Annotated in this window: 21 protein-coding genes; 10 read left to right on the top strand and 11 right to left on the bottom strand. The window is 71.3% G+C overall.

From position 1 onward, the window contains the following. Window positions 1-68 precede the first annotated feature (68 nt). The 5 genes from Q6348_RS12460 to larC all read left to right on the top strand — a co-directional run bounded on the left by Q6348_RS12460 (window position 69) and on the right by larC (window position 6,561). Entirely contained in the window at window positions 69-1,628 is a 1,560-nt protein-coding gene (locus tag Q6348_RS12460) for an ABC transporter substrate-binding protein (RefSeq protein WP_304601599.1), read from the top strand. 68 nt (window positions 1,629-1,696) lie between these two features. After that, window positions 1,697-2,638: an ABC transporter permease gene (locus Q6348_RS12455; RefSeq protein ID WP_304601598.1), complete on the top strand. Its 942-nt coding sequence runs from the start codon at window positions 1,697-1,699 to the stop codon at window positions 2,636-2,638. Next, window positions 2,635-4,467, top strand: a complete 1,833-nt coding sequence (locus tag Q6348_RS12450; protein ID WP_304601597.1) for a dipeptide/oligopeptide/nickel ABC transporter permease/ATP-binding protein — start codon at window positions 2,635-2,637, stop codon at window positions 4,465-4,467. Before Q6348_RS12455 ends, Q6348_RS12450 begins: the two co-directional genes overlap by 4 nt. Continuing rightward, entirely contained in the window at window positions 4,464-5,303 is an 840-nt protein-coding gene (locus Q6348_RS12445) for an ATP-binding cassette domain-containing protein (protein ID WP_304601596.1), read from the top strand. The genes Q6348_RS12450 and Q6348_RS12445 overlap by 4 nt, the downstream gene beginning before the upstream one ends. Window positions 5,304-5,325: 22 nt before the next feature. After that, window positions 5,326-6,561, top strand: coding sequence for a nickel pincer cofactor biosynthesis protein LarC (gene larC / locus Q6348_RS12440; RefSeq protein ID WP_304601595.1), 1,236 nt, complete (start codon window positions 5,326-5,328; stop codon window positions 6,559-6,561). 23 nt (window positions 6,562-6,584) lie between these two features. Here larC and larB read toward each other — a convergent pair whose 3' ends face one another. The 3 genes from larB to gnd all read right to left on the bottom strand — a co-directional run bounded on the left by larB (window position 6,585) and on the right by gnd (window position 9,674). Continuing rightward, window positions 6,585-7,247 carry a nickel pincer cofactor biosynthesis protein LarB gene (gene larB / locus Q6348_RS12435; RefSeq protein WP_304601984.1) on the bottom strand — a complete coding sequence of 221 codons (663 nt, stop codon included), beginning with the start codon at window positions 7,245-7,247 and terminating at the stop codon, window positions 6,585-6,587. Between the two features lie 7 nt (window positions 7,248-7,254). Next, window positions 7,255-8,121: an ATP-dependent sacrificial sulfur transferase LarE gene (larE, locus tag Q6348_RS12430; RefSeq protein WP_304601594.1), complete on the bottom strand. Its 867-nt coding sequence runs from the start codon at window positions 8,119-8,121 to the stop codon at window positions 7,255-7,257. Between the two features lie 98 nt (window positions 8,122-8,219). Then, on the bottom strand, window positions 8,220-9,674 hold the full coding sequence (gene gnd, locus Q6348_RS12425; protein ID WP_304601593.1) for an NADP-dependent phosphogluconate dehydrogenase: 1,455 nt from the start codon (window positions 9,672-9,674) through the stop codon (window positions 8,220-8,222). A gap of 177 nt (window positions 9,675-9,851) precedes the next feature. On the opposite strand from gnd, the gene Q6348_RS12420 reads away from it, so the two are divergent. Then, window positions 9,852-10,868 carry a LacI family DNA-binding transcriptional regulator gene (locus Q6348_RS12420; protein WP_304601592.1) on the top strand — a complete coding sequence of 339 codons (1,017 nt, stop codon included), beginning with the start codon at window positions 9,852-9,854 and terminating at the stop codon, window positions 10,866-10,868. On the opposite strand, the gene Q6348_RS12415 is transcribed toward Q6348_RS12420, so the two are convergent. Then, complete coding sequence (locus Q6348_RS12415; protein WP_304601591.1) at window positions 10,869-12,152, bottom strand: lactate racemase domain-containing protein; 1,284 nt, start codon at window positions 12,150-12,152, stop codon at window positions 10,869-10,871. It lies immediately after the preceding gene. 99 nt (window positions 12,153-12,251) lie between these two features. On the opposite strand from Q6348_RS12415, the gene uxaC reads away from it, so the two are divergent. The 3 genes from uxaC to Q6348_RS12400 all read left to right on the top strand — a co-directional run bounded on the left by uxaC (window position 12,252) and on the right by Q6348_RS12400 (window position 16,134). Continuing rightward, entirely contained in the window at window positions 12,252-13,661 is a 1,410-nt protein-coding gene (gene uxaC / locus Q6348_RS12410) for a glucuronate isomerase (RefSeq protein WP_304601590.1), read from the top strand. A 77-nt stretch (window positions 13,662-13,738) separates the two neighbouring features. Further along, window positions 13,739-15,061, top strand: coding sequence for a mannitol dehydrogenase family protein (locus tag Q6348_RS12405; RefSeq protein WP_304601589.1), 1,323 nt, complete (start codon window positions 13,739-13,741; stop codon window positions 15,059-15,061). Beyond that, the gene (locus Q6348_RS12400) at window positions 15,058-16,134 is read left to right on the top strand and encodes a PfkB family carbohydrate kinase (RefSeq protein WP_304601588.1); all 1,077 of its coding nucleotides are present in this window, start codon (window positions 15,058-15,060) and stop codon (window positions 16,132-16,134) included. Before Q6348_RS12405 ends, Q6348_RS12400 begins: the two co-directional genes overlap by 4 nt. Before the next feature lie 37 nt (window positions 16,135-16,171). Here Q6348_RS12400 and Q6348_RS12395 read toward each other — a convergent pair whose 3' ends face one another. The 3 genes from Q6348_RS12395 to glnA all read right to left on the bottom strand — a co-directional run bounded on the left by Q6348_RS12395 (window position 16,172) and on the right by glnA (window position 20,425). Continuing rightward, window positions 16,172-16,990, bottom strand: a complete 819-nt coding sequence (locus Q6348_RS12395) for a sugar phosphate isomerase/epimerase family protein (RefSeq protein WP_304601587.1) — start codon at window positions 16,988-16,990, stop codon at window positions 16,172-16,174. A gap of 30 nt (window positions 16,991-17,020) precedes the next feature. Next, the gene (gene uidA / locus Q6348_RS12390) at window positions 17,021-18,808 is read right to left on the bottom strand and encodes a beta-glucuronidase (protein WP_304601586.1); all 1,788 of its coding nucleotides are present in this window, start codon (window positions 18,806-18,808) and stop codon (window positions 17,021-17,023) included. 192 nt (window positions 18,809-19,000) lie between these two features. Then, window positions 19,001-20,425 carry a type I glutamate--ammonia ligase gene (glnA, locus tag Q6348_RS12385; protein ID WP_304601585.1) on the bottom strand — a complete coding sequence of 475 codons (1,425 nt, stop codon included), beginning with the start codon at window positions 20,423-20,425 and terminating at the stop codon, window positions 19,001-19,003. 141 nt (window positions 20,426-20,566) lie between these two features. On the opposite strand from glnA, the gene Q6348_RS12380 reads away from it, so the two are divergent. Continuing rightward, window positions 20,567-21,058, top strand: coding sequence for an RDD family protein (locus tag Q6348_RS12380; RefSeq protein WP_304601584.1), 492 nt, complete (start codon window positions 20,567-20,569; stop codon window positions 21,056-21,058). An 81-nt stretch (window positions 21,059-21,139) separates the two neighbouring features. Here the strand turns inward: Q6348_RS12380 and Q6348_RS12375 are convergent, their stop codons facing one another. The 4 genes from Q6348_RS12375 to Q6348_RS12360 are packed head-to-tail and all read right to left on the bottom strand — an operon-like array spanning window position 21,140 to window position 24,153. Beyond that, on the bottom strand, window positions 21,140-21,841 hold the full coding sequence (locus Q6348_RS12375) for a DUF4191 domain-containing protein (protein WP_304601583.1): 702 nt from the start codon (window positions 21,839-21,841) through the stop codon (window positions 21,140-21,142). 43 nt (window positions 21,842-21,884) lie between these two features. Further along, the gene (gene lipA, locus Q6348_RS12370) at window positions 21,885-22,892 is read right to left on the bottom strand and encodes a lipoyl synthase (protein WP_304601582.1); all 1,008 of its coding nucleotides are present in this window, start codon (window positions 22,890-22,892) and stop codon (window positions 21,885-21,887) included. Window positions 22,893-22,901: 9 nt separating this feature from the next. Beyond that, the gene (lipB, locus tag Q6348_RS12365) at window positions 22,902-23,591 is read right to left on the bottom strand and encodes a lipoyl(octanoyl) transferase LipB (protein WP_304601581.1); all 690 of its coding nucleotides are present in this window, start codon (window positions 23,589-23,591) and stop codon (window positions 22,902-22,904) included. Further along, window positions 23,584-24,153: a MarR family winged helix-turn-helix transcriptional regulator gene (locus tag Q6348_RS12360; RefSeq protein ID WP_304601580.1), complete on the bottom strand. Its 570-nt coding sequence runs from the start codon at window positions 24,151-24,153 to the stop codon at window positions 23,584-23,586. The genes lipB and Q6348_RS12360 overlap by 8 nt, the downstream gene beginning before the upstream one ends. Between the last annotated feature and the right edge of the window lie 4 nt (window positions 24,154-24,157).

Below are 24,157 nucleotides of genomic sequence, written 5' to 3'. Positions count from 1 at the left end.
CGAGGGCTCACCGGCGGCATTCGGAGGCCCACCAGCGTCCCTCGGGACTGAGATGCAAAGGAACGACGATGAAGTCACGAACGCCTTTCGCAGCGGCCGGCCTCGCGTCGGTCGTCGCACTGACCCTGGCGGCCTGCGCCTCCGGTGGCGGGACGACCCCGAGCGACTCCAGCTCGGCGCCCGCCGGCGGCGGCTCCGACCGCGGCGGGACCCTCACCCTGGGCATCCTTCAGGAGCCGCAGAGCTGGGACCCCGCCCAGGCTCACGTCGGACACCGCCTGCAGCCCTTCCAGCTCGCCTACGACAGCCTCATCCTGCGCGAGCCCGACGGGACGCTCGCACCGATGCTCGCCACCGACTGGTCGTACACCGACGACGCGAAGACCGTCCTCGAGCTCAACCTGCGCACCGACGTGACGTTCTCCGACGGCGCCCCGTTCAACGCCGACGCGGTGGTCGCCAACATCGAGCACTTCAAGACTGACAACGGGCCCCAGGCCGGCATGGCGACCGCCATCGACTCGGTCACCGCGGTGGACGCCGACACCGTCGACATCACCCTCTCCGAGCCCGACCCGGCGATGGAGTACTACCTGTCCCAGGCCCTGGGGCTGATGGGCAGCCCCGACTCCCTCGGTACCGACGCGATGGACCGCCTCCCGGTCGGCACCGGCCCGTACACGATGGTCGCCGACAAGTCCGTGGTCGGCTCGCAGTACGTGTTCGTCGCGCGCGACGGGTACTGGAACCCGGACCTGCAGAAGTGGGACGAGATCGACCTCAAGCTCCTGCCCGACGTCACGGCGCGCGTCAACGCCCTCGTGACAGGCGAGGTCGACGCAACGCTCCTCGACGGAACCACGTTCCAGCAGGCCGAGGGGGCGGGCAAGACCTTGCTGGAGTACGCCACCGACTGGCAGGGCCTGCTCCTGTTCGACCGCGACGGCACGCTCAACCCCGCTCTCAAGGACGTGCGGGTGCGCCAGGCGATCAACTACGCCTTCGACCGCAAGAACCTGCTCGCGCAGCTGGGCGGAGGCAAGGGTGAGGTCACGAGCCAGGTGTTCGGGCCCGACTCCTCGGCGTACGTGCCTGAGCTCGACACGTACTACACCTACGACCCGGCGAAGGCCAAGCAGCTGCTCGCCGACGCCGGCTACGCCAATGGCTTGACCATCGAGATGCCCCTGTTCACGCCCGGCGGCGAGACGATCCTCACCTTCGTCGCCCAGCAGCTCGCCGACGTCGGCATCACCGTCAAGCAGACCCAGGTACCGATTGCGGACTACCAGGGCGAGCTCGGCAAGGGCAACTTCGCGGCGGCGTGGTTCTCCCTGTTCCAGGGGCCCACCTGGGTCGCCTACCAGCAGCTCCTGTCCGACACCACGCTGTACAACCCGTTCAAGTCGACGAGCCCCGAGATCCAGGCCGCCGCGCAAGCGCTACGGACCAACGGGGACGACGCCGAGGCTGCCCAGGCGCTGAACCGTTACGTCACCGAGAACGCCTGGTTCGCCCCGTGGTTCCGGCCCAGCCAGCTGTACTACTACGACGCGTCCAAGGTCGCCGTGGTCGCGCAGGTCCAGATGGCGGTGCCGTCGATCTACAACTACAGCCCGGTCTCCTGATCGGCCTGGCCGGGGGCGGGGCTCCCCGCCCCCGGCCATCCCTTCACTCGTCAGCAACGGAGCCGACCATGCTCACCATGATCCTCAGGCGCCTCGCCTCCGGGGTCGCTGTCCTGATCGTCGTTGCCGTCCTCACGTTCGTCCTGCTGAACCTGTCCGCGGGCAACGTGGCGCGCAACATCCTGGGCGACCAGGCCACACCCGATGCGGTGGCGGCCAAGAACGCCGAGCTCGGCCTCGACCAGCCGGTCCTCACCCGGCTCGGTGACTGGCTCTCGGGGGCTGTGCACCTCGACTTCGGCAAGTCCTTCTTCACCAACGAGCCGGTGTTCACGGCGATCGGAAGCCGTCTGCCGGTCACGCTGGCCATGGTCATCGCGTCGATCCTGCTCATCGCAGTCTTCGCCACACTGCTCGGTATGCTCGCCGCCGTCCGGCGGGGGTGGGTCGACAGCGCTGTCCAGGTGCTCGCGATCGTCGGGAACTCGATCCCCGGCTTCGTCATCGGGGTGCTGCTGGTGTGGTTGTTGGCGATCACGTGGCAGGTCTTCAACGCGGTCTCCAACATCTCGCCAGGCTCAGGCGTCCAGACCTGGGTCGGGTCACTGACCCTCCCGGTCATCGCCCTCGTGATCAACGGGCTCGCCAGCGCCGCACAACAGATCCGCAGTGCGTTCATCCGCCAGCTCGATCAGGACTACGTGCGCACACTGCGCAGCCGAGGCATCTCCGAACGCGAGATCCTGTTCAAGCACGTGCTCCGCTCGGCCGCGCCCGCCGGTCTGACGGTCCTCAGCCTGCAGTTCATCGGTCTGCTCGGCGGCGTGGTGATCATCGAGTCGATCTTCGCCATACCCGGCATGGGCCGGCTCGCCGTCGACGCGACAACAAAGGGCGACCTGCCCATCGTGATGGGCGTCGTGATCTACACCGTCGTCGTCGTGATCGTGGTCAACCTGATCGTGGACATCATCAACGGCTGGCTCAACCCGAAGGTGCGTGTGTCATGACCGACTCCACCAGCTCGCCCCGAGTCGACGGCGGAACCGCGCCCGCAGCAGCAGCGCCATCCGGCCAGTCCGGTCACGTCCTGCGGTCCTCGCCGCTGCGCCGGCTCCTGAAGAGCCCGACGGGACTCATCGCGCTCGTCATCCTCGCCGGTGTGGTCCTCATGGCGCTGCTCGCACCCCTGCTGACCTCCCAGGACCCGAACCACGCCGACCTCACCGCGGTCCTCCTGCCCCCGGGCGGCGACCACCTGCTCGGCACCGACAGCGCCGGCCGCGACATCTGGGCCCGCCTGGTCTTCGGCTCCCGCCTGACCCTCGCCGCCGCAGCCGTCGCCGCAGTCGTCGCCATCGCGATCGGCCTGCCCTCCGGCCTGGTCGCCGGCTACTACGGCGGGATCTTCGACGGCGTCGCCAACTGGTCGACGAACGTGCTGATGTCCCTGCCGGCGATCATCGTCCTGCTCGCCGTCCGTGCGGCAGTCGGCCCGTCGGTGTGGATCTCGATGGTGATCTTCGGCGTGCTGCTCAGTCCCGGGTACTACCGGCTCACGCGCACAGCCGTGCAGTCCGTGCGCAACGAGCTGTACGTCGACGCCGCACGTGTCTCCGGGCTCTCGGACGGGCGGATCATCTCCCGCCACGTCCTGTCCGTCGTGCGTGCGCCGATCATCATCCAGACCGCCATCGTCGCCGGGCTCTCCATCACCGTGGCGTCCTCGCTGGACTTCCTCGGACTGGGCGACCCGACGGTGCCGACCTGGGGCGTGATGGTCAGCGACGGCTTCAAGAACATCTACCGCCAGCCGATCTCGCTGCTCTGGTCCTCCCTCGCCATCACCCTGGTCATCGGCGGGTTCGTGCTGCTGGGCAACGCTCTGCGCGACTCGCTCGAGGACCTCGAGAAGACCAAGGAGAAGCGGGCCAAGCCCGCTGGAGGACGCCGCGCGCGCCCGGTCGCAGTCGAGGTCGGCACCGAGCACCACCTGCTCAAGGTCACCGACCTCCAGGTCGCCTACCCCCAGCCCAGGGGCGGTCGCAAGGTCGTGGTCGACGGCGTCAGCTTCCACGTCGACCGGGACGAGGTCGTCGGCATCGTCGGTGAGTCGGGGTCCGGCAAGTCCCAGACGGCGTTCTCGATCCTCGGGCTCCTGCCCGACAACGCGATCCTCACGCGCGGCGCGATCCAGTTCGACGGCGCCTACACCGTGGCGCCGGGCGAGGACCACGTCACGCAGTCGCGACTGGCCCCGCTGCGCGGCAAGCGGATCGGGTACATCCCGCAGGAACCCATGTCCAACCTGGACCCGGCGTTCACGATCGGTGCCCAGCTGAGCCGGCCGATGGTCACCGTCATGGGCCTGTCGAAGAAGGCGGCCAAGCAGCGCGCACTCCAGCTCCTGGCCAGCGTCGGCATCCCCGACCCGAACCGCACCTACCACGCCTACCCGCACGAGGTCTCCGGCGGCATGGCCCAGCGCGTGCTGATCGCCGGCGCGATCTCCTGCGAGCCGGACCTGATCATCGCGGACGAGCCGACCACCGCGCTCGACGTCACGGTCCAAGCCGAGGTGCTCGACGTGATGCGTGAGCTCCAGCAGCGCCTGAAGATCGGCATCATCATCGTCACGCACAACTTCGGCGTCGTGGCCGACATGTGCGACCGGGTCCTCGTGATGCAGGACGGCAGCCTCGTCGAGACCGGCGCGGTCCGGCAGATCCTGCACGCGCCACAGCACCCCTACACGCGGATGCTGCTGTCCTCGATGCTCGAGGGCAAGACTCCGATGACCCACCTGCTCGCCGACTCCACCGCAGGGAGCGACCGATGACCACCGATACGTTGTTGACCGTCGACGACCTCGTGGTCGAGTACCCCGGCAAGGCAATGTTCGCCAAGCCCTTCCGTGTCCTGCACGGCGTCTCGATCGAGATCGGTGCCGGCCAGACCCTCGGCCTCGTCGGCGAGTCCGGATCCGGCAAGACCACCCTCGGTCGAGCCGTCCTCGGCCTGGCGCCGGTGACGCAGGGCACGATCACCTTCGACGGTCAGGACATCAGCCACGCGTCCCGCAAGGACCGCAGGGCGCTCAGCCGGCACCTGCAGGTGGTCTTCCAGGACCCCTACACCTCGCTCAACCCCTCGCTCACCGTGGGCGACATCCTCGCCGAGCCGCTGGGCATCCAGGGCATCACCGGAACTGAGGCCCGCGCGCGTGTCAAAGAGCTGCTCGACCGGGTGCACCTGCCCCAGGACGCGATGAGCCGTGTGCCGCGCGAGTTCTCCGGCGGGCAGCGCCAACGCGTCGCGATCGCGCGCGCACTGGCCCTGCGGCCGAAGCTGATCGTGTGCGACGAGCCCGTCAGCGCCCTGGACCTGTCGACTCAGGCACGGGTGCTCGACCTGCTCCTCGAGATCCAGCAGACCACCGGGGTGTCCTACCTGTTCGTCTCCCACGACCTGGACGTCGTGCGCCACGTCAGCCACCGCGTGGCCGTGATGTACCAGGGCGAGATCGTCGAGCAGGGTGAGGCGCGACACGTCACCGAGAAGCCCGACCACCCCTACACCCAGCGGCTCCTGCTCGCCTCGCCAGTGCCCGACCCGGACCGGCAGGCGGCCAAGCGCGAGGCCCGACGGGCGCACGCGGCCGCGCAGGCGGCCTGAGTCCTGGGCTAGCGTTCCCGACGTGCACGACGACGCGACCCGGCCGGCACGCCGCGGGGACGAGCAGCCAGGCCGGCGGCTGTGGATCGACGCCGCCGCCGGAGTGGCGGGGGACATGCTGCTCGGCGCGCTCGTCGACGCCGGGGCATCCCTCGAGACCATCCAAGCCGGCGTGGACGCGGTGATCCCCGGCGCCGTCCGACTCACGCAGACCGAGGTCGAGCGGGCCGGCATGCGAGCGACGAAGGTCGACGTGACCTCGCTGGTGCCCGACCCGCCGCACCGCCACTGGACCGAGATCCGGCGGCTGCTCTCGCAGGCCCGGCTCCCCGGCGCGGCCACCCGTCGTGCGACCGCCGTGTTCGCCAGGATCGCCGAGGCGGAAGCGCGTGCGCACGGCGTCGACGTCGAGCAGGTGCACTTCCACGAGGTCGGCGCCTGGGACTCGATCGCCGACGTGGTCGGCGTCTGTGTGGCCCTGGAGGCGCTCGGCGTGCACACGATCACGGCCGGGCCCGTCGCCCTGGGTTCGGGCACCGTCCGCGCCGCTCACGGCGAGATGCCCGTGCCGGTCCCTGCGGTGCTCGAGCTCGCGCGCGGCTGGCAGGTCCGCGCAGGCGGCCAGGGAGAGCTCGCGACGCCCACCGGCATGGCCCTGGTCGTCGCGCTCGCCGAGGCCTGCGAGCCGCTGCCCGACCTGGTCCCCGCGGCGGTGGGGGTGGGCGCCGGCACGCGTGACGTGCCCGAGCGGCCCAATGTCGTGCGGGTCGTCGTCGGCACCCAGACGTCCCCGACCGAGCGGGTCGTGCTCCTGGAGGCCAACGTCGACGACCTCGACCCCAGGCTGTGGCCCGGAGTGCTCGCCGGCCTGATGAGCGACGGCGCCCTCGACGCCTGGCTGACCCCGATCGTGATGAAGAAGGGCCGCCCGGCCCACACCCTCGCCGTCCTGGCGGCGCCGGACCGTGCCGATCACCTCATGGCCCGGGCCTTCGCCCTCGTCCCGACCCTGGGCGTGCGACGCTCGACGCTCGACCGGGCGGCGCTCGAGCGCACCTGGCGAACGGTGGAGGTGGATGGCGTCCCGGTGCGGGTCAAGATCGGCACCCGGGCGGGCGCGATCGCGAGCGTCACCCCGGAGTTCGACGACGTCGCCCGCGCCGCGCGGGACCTCGGGGAGCCCGAGCGCAGCGTGCTCGCGCGGACGATCGCCTCAGCAGATGCCGCCGGCTACCGGGTGGGCCGAGCGCTCGAGTGACGCCGCCGGCCGACGCGCCCGGCTCAGCGTCCCTCGGAGATCTGCGCGGCCAGATGCCCGGCGCCGTACCCGTTGTCGATGTTGACCACCGAGACCCCGGGTGCGCACGAGTTGAGCATCGTGAGCAGAGCCGTGAGACCTTCGAAGGCCGCGCCGTAGCCGACCGACGTCGGCACGGCCACCACGGGCGCCCTGACCAGACCTGCGACCACGCTCGGCAGCGCGCCGTCCATCCCGGCGACGACCACGACGACGCTCGCCTCGCGCAGCAGGTCCAGGCGCCCCAGCACTCGGTGCAGGCCCGCGACGCCGACGTCCATCACGAGCTCGGCTCGCCGGCCGAGGTAGGTCGCCGTGAGCTGTGCCTCGCGGGCCACCGGCAGGTCGGAGGTTCCCGCGGCGGCGACCACGACCAGGCCCCCGGACGGGTCGGGCGGTGACGGTGGCCACGCGAGCAGCCCGGCCTCCGCGTCGTGGAACGCCTCCGGCGCGACGGACAGCACGGCGTCAGCACGCGCGGCGTCGGCACGCGTGAACAGCGTGGGGCTGCCCCGCTCGACCAGCTCCCGCGCGATGGCGGCGACCTGTGCGGGCGACTTGTGCTGGCAGTAGACGGCCTCGGGGTACCCGCGGCGGTCCGTCCGGTCGTGGTCCAGCTGAGCGACCTGGGCCAGCTCGGGCGGCATCTGCCAGTCAGCCACGGTCCGCCACCAACGGCAGGGTGAACGCGCCGGACTGGATGCCGGCCAGGTCGAGCGCGACGAACCTGAACCCGGCCTCGCGCACCGCGCGGACGACGTCATCCCGCAGCGGCTGCTGCACCGCCGCGACCAGGTCGACCTCGGCCAGCTCGACGCGCGCGACCTCCCCGTGGTGGCGCACCCTGCAGTCGGCGAACCCGAGCCGTCTCATGGCCGCCTCGGCCCGCTCGACCTGCCCGAGCTTGGCCGGCGTGACCTCGGCGAAGTGCGGGATGCGCGAGGCCAGGCACGGCGCTGCCGGCTTGTCCGCGACCTCCAAGCCGAACGCCCGCGCCAGGGCCCTGACCTGGGCCTTCGTGGCGCCGGCCGCGGCCAGCGGCCGCAGCACGCCGTGTCGGGTGGCCGCTGCCGAACCCGGGCGGTCCGGGCGGCGCGCGTCGTCGGCGTTCTCGCCGTACGCGACCACGTCGAGCCCGTGCCGCCGCGCGACCTCGTCGGAGATCTTGGTGAAGAGCTCGTTCTTGCAGTGGAAGCAGCGGTCCGGCCCGTTGGTGCGGTAGGCGGCCACCTCGCCCTCGGCCGTGGGGACCTCCACGAGGGGGACGCCGATCTGTTCGGCGACGCGGTGGGCGAGCTCGCGCTCGTCGGCGGCCAGACTCGGGGACACGCCGAGGACGGCGAGCACGCGCTGCGGGCCCAGGGCCCGCGCAGCCACCGCGAGGAGCACCGCGGAGTCGACGCCACCTGAGAACGCGACGCCGAGGCGCACGGGCTCGCCGAGCTCCGTCGCGATGCGCGCCTCGAGGTGCCTCAGCTCTCGTGCCGTGCTCGGTGCCGGTACCTGGACCTCGACGGCCATGTCGGACTCCCTTCGATCTCGCGGTCCACTGTGCGCCACCGCACTCGCCCTGCGCCAGCGGCGGCGCCCGGGCCGGATGAGTGCAGGGCGGCTCAGGCTCAGGCCACGACCTCGCGGCGGTCCTCCGACCACAGCGTGTGGTACGTGCCGTCCTTGTCGACGCGCCGGTAGGTGTGCGCTCCGAAGAAGTCGCGCTGGGCCTGGACGAGCGCCGCGGGCAGGCGCTCGGCGCGCAGCGCGTCGTAGTACGCCAGCGACGAGCTGAACGCCGGCGCGGGGACCCCGTTGAGCGCAGCCAGGGACACGATGCGCCGCCACGCGGCCACGCCCTCACCGACGGCGTCGGCGAAGTAGGGGTCGGCGATCAGCAGCGGCAGGCCGGGGTCGCGCTGGTAGGCCTCGGTGATCCGGTCCAGGAAGGTCGCGCGGATGATGCATCCGCCGCGCCAGATCCGGGCCATCGCGCCGCGGTCGATGTCCCAGCCGTACTCCGCCGAGGCCGCGGCGATCTGGTCGAAGCCCTGGGAGTACGCCACGACCTTCGAGGCGTACAGCGCCTTGCGGACGTCCTCGACGAACCCGTCGCGATCGGCGACGTCCCAGGTGCCGACGTGCGCCGGCAGGTCGCGCGCCGCCCGGCGCTGGGGGACGGAGGAGGACACGGCACGGGCGAAGGTGGCCTCGGCGATCCCGGTCACCGGCACGCCCAGGTCCAGCGCGGCCTGCACGGTCCACCGCCCGGTGCCCTTCTGCCCGGCCTCGTCCACGATCACGTCGACCAGCGCCTTGCCCGTCTCGGCGTCGGTGTGGGCGAGGACCTCGGCGGTGATCTCGATGAGGAACGAGTCCAGGTCACCGGCGTTCCAGTCCGCGAAGACCTGGGCCAGCTCGCTCGGCGTGGCACCCAGGGCATGGCGCATCAGGTCGTACGCCTCGGCGATGAGCTGCATGTCGGCGTACTCGATGCCGTTGTGCACCATCTTCACGAAGTGCCCCGCGCCGTCCGGCCCCACGTGCGTGCAGCACGGCACCCCGTCCACGTGTGCGGAGATCTCCTCCAGCATCGGACCGAGTGCGGCGTAGGAGGCGGCCGGGCCGCCGGGCATGATCGACGGGCCGTTGAGCGCACCCTCCTCGCCGCCGGAGATGCCCGCGCCGACGAAGTGCAGGCCCTTCTCGGCCAGCGCCGCCTCGCGGCGGACGGTGTCGGGGAAGTGTGCGTTCCCGCCGTCGACGACGATGTCGCCCGGCTCGAGCAACGGCACGAGCTCGTCGATGACCGCGTCGGTCGGCCCACCGGCCTTGACCATGATGACGACCCGGCGCGGCCGCTCCAGGCTCGCCACGAAGCCCGCCAGCCCGGCGGAGGGCACGAAGGTGCCCTCGTCGCCATGCGCGCGCACGAGCTCGTCCGTCTTGGCGCCGGTGCGGTTGTAGACGGCGACGCGGTAGCCGTGCCGCGCGAAGTTGCGCGCGAGGTTCGAACCCATCACGGCAAGGCCCACCACGCCGACCTGGGCGGTGGCGGTGGGGGTCGGGGAGGTGGTCATCATCGTTCCTTCGTCCGGGGCGACCTGGGGTGTCGTCCCCTGAGTCAGCCAGGTGGCCCGGGGGAGTGGCAACCCGTTGCCACGAGTTGCTGCGCGGCAACGCGGGATCGTTCCCCACCGGCCAGGCCCTGCCTGACAACCGGTTGCCATTCCGTCGCGGACGCACCTAGGTTGAGCGGCGTGGCAGACGACGGCGACGAAGCCGCGAAGCGGCCCGTGACGATCTACGACGTCGCGCGCGCGGCGGGAGTCGCGCCGTCCACGGTCTCCCGCGCCTTCGCCCGCCCTGGTCGCGTCAACGCCGACACCGCGGCGCGGATCCGGCAGGTCGCCGCCGAGCTCGGCTATCGCGCGAACCCGATGGCGCAAGCGCTGTCGACGTCCCGGACGAAGATGATCGCCCTGATGATCTCGGACGTGACCAACCCGTTCTACTCCGAGCTCATCCGTGGTGCGCAGCTCGCGGCCTCCGAGGCCGAGTACACGGTCCTGCTCGCCGACGCGCGCGAGTCGGACGTGGTCGAGCGGCTCTCGCTCGAGCGTGTGCTGCCGGCGGTCGAGGGCATCGTGATCGGGAGCTCGCGGATGTCGGACTCGAGCCTGCGCGTGATCGCCAAGCAGAAGCCGACGATCGTCCTCAACCGAGACGTCGCAGGGCTGCCCAGCGTCGTCACCGACAACCCTCGGGGCGTGCGTCGGGCTGTCGAGCACCTCGGAGAGCTCGGGCACCAGCAGATCACCTACGTCGCCGGCCCCGAGGCGTCCTGGGCCGACGGCGCCCGGTGGCGAGCCCTGCGCGAAGCCGGCCACGAGCTCGAGCTGCACACCCGGCGAGTCGGCCCCGTCCCGCCGACGGTCGTCGGCGGCCGCGGCGTCGTGGAGAAGCTCCTGGACAACCTCCCGACGGCGGTGCTCGCCTACAACGACCTCGTCGCGATCGGTCTGATGCGGGGCCTGGCCGCGGCAGGCATCGACGTCCCGCGGGACGTGAGCGTGATCGGGTTCGACAACATCATGGCCGCCGAGCTCGTCACCCCGGGCCTGACCACCGTGGCCGCGCCGCTGCGCACCATGGGAGTGACTGCTGTGAAGAACCTGCAGGCCATCATCAACGGTGCCCTGCACCGGTCCGAGGCGGCGTTCGTGCTGCCGACCCGGCTCGTGCAACGCGAGTCGACCGCACGCGCCCGGCGCTGATCAGCGCAGCCGGAACAGCACCTCACCAGCGTTCGGGACCACCATCGTGTCCGGGTCGGCCTCGTACGCGGCCAGGTCCACCGACGTGGGGTCGAGGTACTCCAGGTTCGCGCGCCGGACCTTGTCCTCGGGGATCCGCGTGGCCAGGGTCACCGTGAGCCGGCATCGCTCGCCGTCCACCGGGTCGTAGGTGCCGGCGCCGCGCAGGTGGGTGCTGTGTGCCAGCACGCCCCAGTGGGTGTCCTTGAAGAGGTCCCACTGCTTGGTGAAGTAGTCCCGGCAGTGGTACCCGATCTCGTAGATCTCCTGATGCGTGACCGAGATCTCGGTCACGTGGGGGGCGTACAGGATCACCTCGCCGCCGTCGGCCACCACTGGCTCGAGCTTGTAGAAGCCCTTGGCAGCCGTCCAGATGTCCTCGTACTTCTCCGGGATGATCGACACGACGCGGCGTACCGGGGCGTCGAGGTAGCGCACGTGGGTCTCGGCGGACACCGCTGCGGCTGCGGCCCACGCCTCCTCGGGGGTGCCCAGCGCCGCGGCGTGCAGGGCGTGCGAGCCCGACTGGGCCACGACGCACAGCGCCAACCGCTGGGACGGGATGAGGCTCGCCGCCTCGTCGATCAGGGCGCGCACCGGGGTGATGCCGCGCGTCCCGATGATCTCGGCGCTGGTGATCAGCGCGCCCACCCAGTGCGTGAGGTCGATGATCTCCTGGCCGGCGATCCCGGGGAAGAAGTACTTGTTGCCACCCGAGAACCCCACGACCTCGTGCGGGAACACCGGGCCGACCACCAGGGCCACGTCGTGCTCGACGACAGCGCGGTTCAGTCGCACGTCCGCGTCCACGGCAAGGCGCCCCTCGGACAGCTCGGCGACCCGCTCCGCGGAGATCCGGCCCACCGAGACGAGGGTGTCCGGGTCCCACCACTCGTGGTTGAGCACCGTCATGCCGGGGTACGTCGCCTCCAGGCCACCCTCCACATAGCCGAGGTGCTTGGCGATGTGCTCCTCGCTCATCGCCTGGTGGGTCCCCAGCGCGATGACGGCGGTGAGCCGGGACACCCGGCCGACCAGCGCGCGGTGCACCGCGGACAGCAGCAGCGGCAGGGGCGCTGACCGGGTGCCGTCGGGGATGACCAGGCAGACGCTGCGGCCCTCGAGCGGTAGACGGTCGAGGGACTCGACGACGAACTCGACGACGGCCGTGGGTTCCAGGACCTGTTCGGGCCCCCCGATCGACGACAGAGGGACGGTCCGCAGGCGCGCGTCGGCAGTGGTCATGGGCTCAACGATGCGCGGCCCACGGGCGCGGGGCAAGCAGCGGGGGCAACAGTTGGCAACCGATTGCCGGGCGCCTGATCGGCTGCGAAGCATGGGGCCATGGCTCGCTTGGCGCTCTCTCCGGACCGGCTGTTCCCACCTGATCCGACCACCCGGTCGATCGCGCGGCGTCTCTACGACGAGGTGCGCGGGCTGCCGATCATCTCCCCGCACGGCCACGTCCCGGCCGAGTGGCTGGCGCAGGACACGCCGTTCGAGGACCCCACGTCACTGCTCATCACCCCCGACCACTACGTCACCCGCGTGCTGCACGCCCGCGGTGTCTCGCTGGCCGACCTCGGAGTGGGGCAGCAGGACGTCAGCGTCGACCAGCGCCGCAAGGCTTTCCGCCTGCTGTGCGAGCACTGGCCCGCGTATCGCGGTACGCCGGTGAAGTTCTGGTTCGAGTCCGGGCTCGCAGACGTCTTCGGGCTCGACCTCGTCCCGTCCGCCGAGACCGCGGACACGCTCTACGAGGCGATCGCCGAGCTGCTGGACACCCCGGACTTCCGGCCGCGGGCGCTCTACCGGCGATTCGGCATCGAGTTCCTCGCCACCACCGACGACCCGGTCGACGACCTGCGCCACCACCGCGCCCTCGCCGCGGACCCGACCTGGGACGGCCGGGTCGCACCGAGCTTCCGCCCCGACCGCTACCTCGAGCCTGCCCGTCCCGACTGGCCCGACCTCACCGCGGCGCTGGGCGAGGCGGCCGACGTCGACACCGGCGACTACGCCGGATGGGTCCAGGCCATGGAGCGCCGACGCGCCTACTTCAAGGCCAACGGCGCCACGTCGACCGACCACTCCCACCGCGACGCCCGCGTCGAGCCCCTGCCCGCCACGGAGGCCGAGCGGCTCTACGGCCTCGCACTGGCCGGCCGGATCAGCCCCGACGACGCCGACACGCTGCGCCGCGACCTGATGTTCCAGATGGCGCGCATGGCCTCCGAGGACGGTCTGGTCATGACCATGCACCCGGCCGTCCACCGCAACCACCACACCCCGACCTTCGAGCGGTACGGGGCCGACGTCGGCGCGGACATCCCCATCTCGGTCGAGTACACCCGGGCGGTCCAGCCGATGCTCGACGCCTTCGGCACCGACCCGACCTTCCAGGTGGTCCTGTTCACCATCGACGAGACCGTGTACTCCCGCGAGCTCGCACCGCTGGCCGGGTTCTACCCGTCGGTGCACATCGGTGCCCCGTGGTGGTTCATCGACGCCCCGGACGCCATGGCCCGCTACCGCGCCGCCGTCACGGAGACGGCCGGCTTCTCCAAGACCTCGGGCTTCATCGACGACACCCGCGCCTACCTGTCCATCCCGGCGCGCCACGACACCGCCCGCCGGATGGACTCCGCGTTCCTCGCCGGCCTGGTCGCCGACCACCGCCTCACCCTCGACGAAGCGCTCGACGAGGCGTACCACCTGGTCGTCACGTACCCCAGAAAGGCCTTCCGACTGTGAGCACGTCCCATGCCGCGACCTCGACCCGCCTGAGCCGGGCGGCAGGCGCCGGCCGCCCGGCCGCTCCCGTCCGCCTGGTGCACGTCGGACTCGGCAACTTCTTCCGCGCCCACCAGGCCTGGTACACCGACCGTGCCCCCGACGCCGACCGGTGGGGGATCGCCGCCTTCACGGGCCGCTCGGCCTCGATGGCCGACGCGTTGGGCCCGCAGGAGGGGCTCTACACCCTGATCACCCGTTCCGACGACGGCGACGCGTTCGACGTCGTGTCGAGCATCTCGGCCGTGCACCCGGCTGGGGACCACCAGGCATGGCTGGGCTACTGGCGCAGCCCGGAGCTGGCCGTGGTCACCCTGACCATCACCGAGGCGGGCTACGTGCGCCGCCCCGACGGTCACCTCGACACGGACAACCCTGACGTCTCCGCCGACGTGGCGGACCTGAGGGTCGGAACCACCACAGGGCTGCGCACCTCGCCCGCCCGGATCGTCGCCGGCCTGCGGGCGCGCCGGGACTCCGGGGCGGGGCCGCTCACCGTGCTGCCGTGCGACAACCTCCCGGGGAACGGGCAGGCGCTGCGCACCGTGCTCACCGACCTGATCGACCTCGTCGACCCCGACCTGACCGGCTGGGTCGAGTCCACGGTCGCGTTCGGGACCACGATGGTGGACCGGATCACGCCCGCCACCACGGACGAGCACCGCGACGCGGTGCGCGAACAGACCGGGTGGACCGACGTCGCGCCGGTTCCCACCGAGCCGTTCAGCGAGTGGGTCATCCAGTCCGAGTTCCCCGCAGGCCGGCCGGCCTGGGAACAGGCCGGTGCGCTCGTGGTCGACGACGTCGAACCGTACGAGCAGCGCAAGCTGTGGATGCTGAACGGATCCCACTCCCTGCTCGCCTACGCCGCCACGATCCGCGGTCACCAGACCGTCGACCAGGCGATCGCCGACCCGGTGTGCCGCGCCTGGGTCGATGAGTGGTGGAGCGAGGCGATGACCCATCTCGTCCTGCCGAGCGACCACGTGCACGCCTACCGCGACGCGCTCGTGGCCCGCTACGAGAACCGTTCGATCCGGCACCTCCTCGCACAGATCGCTGCCGACGGGTCACAGAAGCTCCCGGTGCGGATCCTTCCCACGCTGCGAGCCGAGCTCGCTGCCGGACGTGTGCCCCCGGGCGCCACGCGTGCTGTCGCGGCGTGGGTCGCCCACCTGCGCGGTCATGGCGCTCCGGTCAAGGACGCGCGCGCCGACGAGGTCCTCGCACTGGTCGAGGGCCGCTCCGCACAGGAGGGCGTGGACGCCGTGCTCGGCCACCTCGGGCACGACCTCGCCGGGAACCCCGACGTCGTGGCAGCGGTCCTGGCCCATCTCACCGAGCTGGAGGCGTCGGCGTGATCCAGCTGCGCGAGGCTGCCAGGTGGGCGTTGGTCGTGCCGACCAGCATGGGGGTGCGCCTGACACCGGAGAACGGCCAGCCGGTCCACGCGAGCAGCCGGTTCGTCATGCAGGCCACCTCGGCCGAGACGAACGTCGCAAGCGTCGTCTCCCATCTCGGCCTGCCGGTGAAGGTACTGACCACCTTCGTCGCCGGCAGCCCGATCGCGGCCTTCATCAAGTCCGACCTCGCTGCGCGACACATGGTCGTCGAGGGGCCTGAGGTGCCACAGGGTGGCGCCTGGGGTCTGCGCCACCAGTTCAACATCGCCGACAGCGGGTACGGCGCCCGGGCCCCCCGGGTGCACAACGACCGCGCCGGTGAGGTCGGCCGGACCCTCGCCGCGGACGCCTTCGACCTCGACAGGATCTTCCGCGGTGAGGGTGTCCAGGTCTTGCACCTGTCGGGCCTCGTCGCAGCGCTGTCCCCGGACACCTCGGCGTTCTGCGTGGCACTGGCGCGTGCCGCCCGCACGCACGGCACCGTCGTGGCGTTCGACCTCAACCACCGGGCGTCCTTCTGGGCCGGCCGCGAAGCCGAGCTCCGAGCGGCCTTCACGGAGATCGCCGAGCATGCCGACGTCCTGGTCGGCAACGAGGAGGACTTCCAGCTCGCGCTCGGGATCCCCGGGCCCCAGGTCGGGGGAGAGGGCCTGGAGGCCGAGCTCGAGGGCTTCACCGAGATGATCGGCAGGATCCACGACCGCTTCCCTTCGGCGACCCTGGTGGCGACGACGCTGCGCGAGGTGCTCGGCGCCAACCGCCACCTGTGGGGTGCCCTGGTCTCCGACCGCGGACAGGTCCATGTCGCAGCACCTCGCGAGATCGGCGTGCTCGACCGGATCGGAGGCGGCGACGGGTTCGTCGGCGGGCTGCTCTACGGGTTGCTCCGCGGTTGGGACGCCCGTCGCTGCCTGGAGTTCGGCTGGGCCACCGGCGCGCTCGCCGCGACCGTCCTCACCGACCACGCCGCACCCGCGGACGAGGCTCAGGTCTGGAACATCTGGCAGGGCAACGCCCGCGTCCAGCGCTGACCCGCCGGGCTCGGCACCGCGGACCGCCGCCGACCGTTCAGACGAACGGGATGCCCTGGTCCTCGAGGATCTCGGTCAGCGCCTGCACGGCGCGGACCACGTTGTCGGCGCCGACCCGACCGCCCAGCTGGTCGTGCGCGGTCAGGTGCGGCTCGATGACGACCAAGCCGTCGTAGCCGTCGGCGCTCAGCGCAGCCACGGTCTCGCGGATCCGAGCGTCGCCCGTGCCCGCGGGGACGGACTCGCGGAGCTCCAGGGAGAAGTCGGTCACCTGCAGGCAGGCGGTGCGGGCGCGGAGGTCGCCGTAGGCGTCCGGGAAGGGCCGCACCCCGGCTCGCAGGTAGCCGCCCGGATCGAGCGCCACCCGCAACGCGGCGGAGCCCACGTCGGCCTCGAGCTCGGCCATCGCGCTCGCGGTCGCCCCCCAGCTTCCGGGGTGGTTCGTCACCAGCAAGGTCATGCCGGCGTGCTCCGCAAGCTTGGCCAGCTCCGACGTGCGTGCCACGACGTCTGCGCGAACAGCCTCGTGCCCGCCTCCGGTCGCGAACGGGAAGATCCGGATCCATCGGGCCCCGAGGCCCTGCGCGGCGGCGATGGCTCGTTCCACCTGGCCGACCGCCGTCCTGGCGTCCTCAAGGTCCACCGGGGTGGTCTGGGCGTGGACGGTCGCCACCCGCGCCTCGTGGGCCTCCAGGACCTCGGCCAGCCGGTCGAGGTCGCCGTGCGTGAGGTCGGTCGCGCGGCGGCGCCACGCCGTGCGCAGGTCGAGATGCCCGATGCCGAGGTCGCGCAGCACGGCGAGCTGGGTCCAGGGGTCAGGGTCGATCTCGTCGGCAACCGCCGCCAGGGTCCACACGGTGTGCTCCCACCCGCCGTCGACCGGGCCTCAGTCCCGCTCGGCGGTCCAGCGGGTGCGCAGCGCGTGGGCTGCCGCCTTGGGCCGGCGGTCGTAGGTGAACACGCCCTTCTTGTTGCCGTCGACCCGGAACACGCCGCCGCTCGAGGTGCGGAAGTCGGCGAAGTTCCACACGTGCTCACCGACCACCGCATCGACGGAGTCGAAGACCCGGTGGTTCATCTCCAGGTAGGCGACCTGGTACTCCTCGGACCACGGCTCAGGCGTCAGGGAGTGCAGACCCGCGATCGTGTCGGCCCCGTACTCGGTGATGATGATCGGCTTGCCGTCGCCCGCCCAGGCCTCGAGCTCGGTGCGCCAGGCGGTCTCGGCGTTCGCCAGGTCGCCGGTCTGGACGTACCAGCCGTAGTACCGGTTGAGCATGAGCACGTCGGCGAGGTCCGACAGGCGGCAGGTTCCGTGCGGGGAGAGCATCACGTTCACGAAGCCGACGGGCCGGGTCGGATCCAGCTCGCGGGCCAGGGCGAAGAGCGGCTCGAAGTACTCCCGGGCGGCCTCGGTGTGGGACTCGGGCTCGTTCGCGATCGACCAGATCACCACACTCGGGTGGTTCTTGTCCCGTGCCACGAGCTCCCGGATGACCTGGGCGTGCGCCTCGCGGGTGGTCGCGTTCAGCGTCTCGGGGGAGAAGGTCTCGAACGACGGTCCGCCGAAGATCCCCCCCGCGATCCCCATGTTCAGCCCGACGGCGGGGGTCTCGTCGATGATGACGATGCCGTGGCGGTCGGCGTACTCGTAGACCTCCTCCGCGTACGGGTAGTGCGAGGTCCGGAAGGAGTTGGCGCCGATCCACGACATGAGCTCCATGTCGTGCACGAGGAACACGTCGTCGTGGCCCTTGCCGCGCACCGGGGTGTCCTCGTGGCGCCCGAACCCGCGGAAGTAGAACGGGCTGCCGTTGATGAGGAACTCGGTGCCGCGTACCTCGACGGTCCGGATGCCGACGCTCTGGTGGTAGACGTCGATGACCGCGCCGTCGGGGGCGACGAGCTCGACCGCAGCGTCGTACAGGTAGCCGTCGCCCGGGGCCCACAGGTGCGCGTCGACCACGCGGAGCTCGCCCTCGGGGCCCGTCGTGCGTGCCACCTCGGTGCCCTCGGCATCCCGGAGCCTCACCCTCACGTCGTGCGAGTCGTCGCCCGCGGCCGTGACCCGGTAGTGGACGACACCCGTCGTGCCATCCAGATCCGTCACCACGGTGATGTCGTCGACGTGGGTGTGCGGGGTGGCGTACAGCCACACCTGCCGGTGCAGGCCCGCGAAGTTGTAGAAGTCGTGGAAGTACCGCTGACGGCGCCCCTGCGGGGTGTCCTCGACGTACCCCGGCGGGATCGTCTGGAACGAGAGCTCGTTGTTCACCACGACCGTCACAGCGATCTGCTCGCCAGGGGTGACCAGGTCGGTGATGTCGGCCTCGAACGGCGTGTAGCCGCCGGAGTGGCTCATCACCTCCGTGCCATCGACCCACACGGTTGCGGCGTGCGTGGCCGAGTCCACTCGCAGCACGACGCGCTGCCCGGCCCAGCCGCGGGGCACGAACGCCGTCGTCCGGTACCAGGCATCGCCCACGTGGTCCCGGCTGTGCGTACCGACCAGGACGTCGTTGTAGCTCGCCGGCACCGGCATCGCCTGTGCCTCGGGGAGGGGACCCTCGTACCAGCCGCTCGACAGGCCCTCACCGGCCGCGTCCAGCCGGAAGTCCCACAAGCCGGCGAGCGATCGACGCTCGCGGGTCGGGGTGTCCTGGGGTCGCAGCATCGTCGCCTCCTCCGCGCGGCCGGCTCTCGGCCACGAGCTCGACACTGGCGTCGGCCCAGCTGCTGTGTCGAGCGGTTGCCACCGCTTGCCAGGCCGTTCTTGCCGTTCCGGACCGCGCCACGACGTGCGGCGACCCGGCCACCGAAGGGTGACCGGGTCGCCGCTGCTCACCGGTGGGCCGGTGAGCAGGTGTCACACGTCGTAGTACAGCTCGAACTCGTGCGGGTGCGGACGCAGCCGCAGCGGGTCGATCTCGTGGGTGCGCTTGTAGTCGATCCAGGCCTCGATGAGGTCAGGCGTGAACACGTCACCCTCGGTCAGCCAGTCGTGGTCGGCCTCCAGGTTGTCGAGGACCTCGTTGAGCGATCCCGGGACCTGGGAGATGGAGGCGTGCTCCTCGGGCGGCAGCTCGTACAGGTCCTTGTCGACCGGCTCTGGCGGCTCGATCTTGTTCTTGATGCCGTCGAGGCCCGCCATGAGCATGGCCGCGAAGGCCAGGTACGGGTTGCTCGAGGGATCCGGCACGCGGAACTCGATCCGCTTGGCCTTCGGGTTGGACCCCGTGACGGGAACCCGGATGCACGCCGAACGGTTGCGTGCCGAGTAGACCAGGTTGACCGGGGCCTCGAAGCCCGGGACGAGGCGGTGGTAGGAGTTCACCGTCGGGTTGGTGAACGCCAGCAGCGCCGGGGCGTGCTTGAGCAGGCCACCGATGTACCAGCGCGCCATGTCGGACAGGCCGCCGTAGCCCTTCTCGTCGTAGAAGAGCGGCTCGCCGTCCTTCCACAGCGACTGGTGGGTGTGCATCCCCGAGCCGTTGTCGCCGAACAGGGGCTTCGGCATGAACGTCGCGGTGCGGCCGTTGCGGTCGGCGACGTTCTTGACGATGTACTTGAACAGCATGATCTTGTCGGCGGACTTGGCCAGCGTGTCGAAGCGGTAGTTGATCTCCGCCTGACCGGCCGTGCCGACCTCGTGGTGCGAACGCTCGACGTCCAGGCCGACCTTGTTCAGCTCGAGGACGATCTCGTCGCGCAGGTCGGCGAAGTGGTCCACCGGCGGGACCGGGAAGTAGCCGCCCTTGTAGGGCGTCTTGTGCCCGAGGTTGCCGCCCTCCTCCTTGCGGCCCGTGTTCCACGCAGCCTCGATGGAGTCGATGTAGTAGAAGCTCTGGGACTGGCTCGTGAAGAACCGGATGTCGTCGAAGATGTAGAACTCGGCCTCGGGAGCCATGAACACGGTGTCGGCGATCCCGGTCGACTTCAGGTACGCCTCGGCCTTCGCTGCGATCTGTCGCGGGTCGCGGCTGTAGGGCTCGTCCGTGTACGGGTCCACGATCGACATGTTGATCGCGAGCGTCTTCTCCGTCCGGAACGGGTCGACGTACGCCGTCGACAGGTCCGGGAGAAGCTTCATGTCGGACTCGTGGATCGCCTGGAAGCCGCGGATCGACGAACCGTCGAACATCTGGCCCTCGGTGAAGAACGTCGCGTCCACCGACTCGGCGGGGACGTTGAAGTGCTGCATCACGCCCGGCAGGTCGCAGAACCGGACGTCGACGAACTTGACGCCCTCCTCCTTGATGAATGCCATGACTTCGTCGGCGGAACTGAACATCCGGTTCTCTCCCTTGGCGAGACGTTGGGGACCGCGTCGGCGACGACGCTAGGGGTCGAGCGTTACCCAGCCGTGTGGCCCGTGTTTCGGCCAGGTTTCCGCCGGTGAGAGCCAGCCGCCACGGGTCAGTAGGCTGGCCCGATGGCGCCACGACGTGGGGACTTCGGCTCCTGGCTGGAGGGTACTCCCGGCGCCGGTGAGCCTCGGCGCGGTTCAGCACTCGGACTCCCCGAGGTGGGTCCGGGGGCCAAGGCCCGCCTCGGGCGGCGCCTTCTGGCGCTGCTGATCGACTGGCTGCTCAGCATGGCGGTCGCGTCGCTGTTCTGGCGGGTCCCAGGGGGCGTGGGGCTGTTCGGCGCGCAGCCGTGGGCGACGCTCGCCGTGTTCGCCGCGAGCACGGCTGTGTTCGTCTCGCTGTTCGGCTACACGGTCGGCCACCGCCTGCTCGGGCTGCGGGTGGCGCGGGTGGTGCGCCGGGACGAGCGGCTGGAGCCGGTCCCGGGACCACCAGGTCTGCTGGCCGGTGCCGTGCGCACGGGCCTGCTGTGCCTCGTGGTGCCTGCCGTGATCTGGGACGCAGCGGGCCGCGGCATGCACGACGTGGTGGCCTCGACCGTCCTCGTCCGGCGCTGAGCCCGGCAGCAGACCAGCCGCCGTCGCTCATCGACGCACGCAGCCGGCGAAGGGTGCCTGGCTCGGCGCGGGTCGCTGGCGTCAGCGGCCGCGCAGCCCCTTGCGGTCCGGCCGGGCCCGAGTGGGGTCGACGCCCTTGGGGATGGGCATCCGCATGCCGCCCAGCGCTCTGAGGCGCTTGGTGACCTCGGCGGTCTCGGCCTTGGTCAATGTCGCCTTGAGGCGTTGAACGGTGCGAGGCAGCTTGCGCAGCGGCACCTGGCCCTCCGCGTTGCCCGCCTGGAGGACGTGGATCGGGACGTTCGGCAGCACGCGTGCGACCTTCTTGCGCTCGCCCTCGAGGAGCCGACCGACCCGGGGCGGCCCCTCACCCACGAGCACCACACCCGCGCGACCGACGCCGCGGAAGACCATGTCCTGGGTCCGGGGGTCCATCGCGACCGGCTCCTCGGGGAACTCCCACCCCTTGCGGATGTAGCGCAGGGCCGCGAGGGCGGCGCCGGGCTGGCCCTCGATCGAGCGGTACATGCCCGCCTCGGCTCGCCTGGACAGCACGAGCATCGCGGCGAGCAGCGCGAACGGGAACCCGACCACGAGCAGGTAGATGACCTGGTTCACGATGAACCCGATGGCCAGTGCCACCGCCATGGTGCCGACGAACACCGCGAGCAGCCACCAGGTGACGGCGGGGTCGACCCTGCGGGTGACCTGGTACACCTGCCAGATCTGCTGGTACCAGCGAGTCTTCTTGACCTTCTCGGGCTGGTCGGTGGATCGCGCCATGGCGAGCCAGTCTAGTGGTCTGCCGGAGTGCCTTGGTCCGACCTCAGGACTGCTGGGCGAGCAGGCTGGCCGCTTCCTGCCGAGTGGTGGACTCGGCGGCCAGGTGGGCCAGTGCGGGTGGGATCTCGCGGCCGGCCCGGCGCATCGCCTGGGCCCACAGCCGACCCGCCCGGTAGGACGAGCGCACCAGCGGCCCCGACATCACGCCCGCGAACCCGAGGCGCTCGGCCTCGTCGGCCAGCGCGACGAACGTCTCCGGACGCACCCAGCGGTCCACCGGATGGTGGCGCACGGACGGGCGCAGGTACTGGGTGATCGTCACCAGGTCGCAGCCCGCCGCGCGCAGCGCGCCGAGCGCCTCGACGACCTCCTCGTCGGTCTCGCCCATCCCGAGGATCAGGTTGGACTTGGTGACCAGTCCGGCGTCGCGGGCCGCGGTGAGCACCGAGAGGGACCGCTCGTAGCGGAAGCCGGGCCGGATCTGCTTGAAGATCCGCGGGACCGTCTCGAGGTTGTGGCCGAGCACCTCGGGCCTGGAGCTGAACACCTCCGACAGGTTCGCGGGGTCCGCGTTGAAGTCGGGGATGAGCAGCTCGACGCCGGTGCCCGGGTTCAGCGCGTGGATCTGGCGGACGGTCTCGGCGTACAGCCACGCGCCGCCGTCGGCGAGGTCGTCCCGCGCGACGCCGGTCACGGTCGAGTAGCGCAGCCCCATCGCCTGGACGGACTCCGCCACGCGCCGCGGCTCGTCGCGGTCGAAGGCAGCGGGCTTGCCGGTGTCGATCTGGCAGAAGTCGCAGCGCCGGGTGCACTGGTCACCGCCGATGAGGAACGTGGCCTCGCGGTCCTCCCAGCACTCGAAGATGTTGGGGCACCCGGCCTCCTCGCACACGGTGTGCAGGCCCTCGCGGCGGACGAGGCCCTTGAGCTCGGCGTACTCCGGTCCCATCGTCGCCCGGGTCTTGATCCACTCGGGCTTCTTCTCGATGGGGGTGGTGGCGTTGCGGGCCTCGACGCGCAGCAGGCGGCGGCCCTCCGGGGCGACAGTCACGGTTCCACCCTACGTGAGCGCGCGCGGCTCGCCCGCCGTCCGGCCCGCCGCGGCCCGGACGGGCCCCAGGGCATGCCGTAACGCGTCGACCAGCAGCGGTTGGACCTCGGCGATCGTGACGCCACGCCCGAGCTCGGCAGACAAGGACGTGACGCCCGCGTCCTCGATCCCGCACGGGACGATGCGTCCGAACGCGGACAGGTCCGGGTCGCAGTTCAGGGCGAGCCCGTGCATGGTGACCCCGCGCGCCACCCGCACGCCGATGGCGGCGACCTTGCGCTCCGGCCGGTCGCCATCGGCCGCGCACCACACGCCCGAGCGACCCGGCACGCGGATCGTGGGCACGGCCAGAGCGCCGCAGACGTCCATCACGGCCTGCTCGAGCGCCCGGACGTAGCCCACGACGTCCACGGGCTCGATCAGTCTCACGATGGGGTAGGCGACGAGCTGACCCGGTCCGTGCCAGGTGATCCGACCGCCCCGGTCGACGTCGACCACCGGGGTGCCGTCGATGGGGCGGTCCGACCGTGCGGTGCGCTTCCCGGCCGTGTAGACGCTCGTGTGCTCGACGAGCAGCACGGTGTCCGGGAGCTCACCAGCGGCGACCCGCGCGTGCACGGACCGCTGCTGGTCCCAGGCCGCGTGGTAGTCGACGGGTCGGTCGGGGAGCTCGAGGACGGTGAGCTCGGGCTCAGGCATCGGACTCCTCGGGGGTGTCGGAGCACGGGCCGTCGTCCGACGGCCCGTGCTCGTGCTCGTGGCCCTGGTCGACCATGACCAGCAGGAGCTCGCGCAGGTGCCCGACCTGCTCGTCGTCCAGCCCCCGCAGGGTCAGGTCCTCGGCGTAGGCCGGGTCGCCCGCCTCCAGGAGGGTTGCGCGACCGGCGTCGGTGAGGTGTACCTGGTGGCGCCTCCGGTCGCTCGGGTGCGGGTGCCGAGCCACGAACTCCTGGCGTTCCAGGCGCGCGAGGATCCGGCTCATGGTCTGCTCGGTGACGTTGGAGGACAGGGCGAGCTCGCGCTGGGAGAGCGGCCCCCCCGCGAGCAGGTAGAGCACGGGGAGCGAGGCGTGGTTCAGCCCCCAGTGCGCCAGGTGCGAGTTCCAGTCCCGTTCGATGCGGCGTGCGACCGCGGAGAACAGCCGGCCGGTGGGCCACTGCTCGGGTGGTGGGGCGCCGGGCTTCTCGCCGACCGGGCGTCCGGTCCCCGGCATCATCGGCCGGGCGGCACCGGAGGAGGTGCGCTGCGCAGGGGAGAGCACGGCC

It is taken from the genome of Actinotalea lenta (assembly GCF_030586465.1).
In the GTDB taxonomy this organism is placed as follows: domain Bacteria; phylum Actinomycetota; class Actinomycetes; order Actinomycetales; family Cellulomonadaceae; genus Actinotalea; species Actinotalea lenta.
This window is presented reverse-complemented; position numbering and strand designations above follow the sequence as displayed.

Bases quoted from the DNA above. Each gene is read 5' to 3' on its own strand.
- Q6348_RS12460 (WP_304601599.1), top strand. From the start codon at position 69: ATGAAGTCACGAACGCCTTTCGCAGCGGCCGGCCTCGCGTCGGTCGTC.
- Q6348_RS12455 (WP_304601598.1), top strand. From the start codon at position 1,697: ATGCTCACCATGATCCTCAGGCGCCTCGCCTCCGGGGTCGCTGTCCTG.
- Q6348_RS12450 (WP_304601597.1), top strand. From the start codon at position 2,635: ATGACCGACTCCACCAGCTCGCCCCGAGTCGACGGCGGAACCGCGCCC.
- Q6348_RS12445 (WP_304601596.1), top strand. From the start codon at position 4,464: ATGACCACCGATACGTTGTTGACCGTCGACGACCTCGTGGTCGAGTAC.
- larB (WP_304601984.1), bottom strand. From the start codon at position 7,247: ATGCCGCCCGAGCTGGCCCAGGTCGCTCAGCTGGACCACGACCGGACG.
- larE (WP_304601594.1), bottom strand. From the start codon at position 8,121: ATGGCCGTCGAGGTCCAGGTACCGGCACCGAGCACGGCACGAGAGCTG.
- gnd (WP_304601593.1), bottom strand. From the start codon at position 9,674: ATGATGACCACCTCCCCGACCCCCACCGCCACCGCCCAGGTCGGCGTG.
- Q6348_RS12415 (WP_304601591.1), bottom strand. From the start codon at position 12,152: ATGACCACTGCCGACGCGCGCCTGCGGACCGTCCCTCTGTCGTCGATC.
- uxaC (WP_304601590.1), top strand. From the start codon at position 12,252: ATGGCTCGCTTGGCGCTCTCTCCGGACCGGCTGTTCCCACCTGATCCG.
- uidA (WP_304601586.1), bottom strand. From the start codon at position 18,808: ATGCTGCGACCCCAGGACACCCCGACCCGCGAGCGTCGATCGCTCGCC.
- glnA (WP_304601585.1), bottom strand. From the start codon at position 20,425: ATGTTCAGTTCCGCCGACGAAGTCATGGCATTCATCAAGGAGGAGGGC.
- Q6348_RS12380 (WP_304601584.1), top strand. From the start codon at position 20,567: ATGGCGCCACGACGTGGGGACTTCGGCTCCTGGCTGGAGGGTACTCCC.
- Q6348_RS12375 (WP_304601583.1), bottom strand. From the start codon at position 21,841: ATGGCGCGATCCACCGACCAGCCCGAGAAGGTCAAGAAGACTCGCTGG.
- lipB (WP_304601581.1), bottom strand. From the start codon at position 23,591: ATGCCTGAGCCCGAGCTCACCGTCCTCGAGCTCCCCGACCGACCCGTC.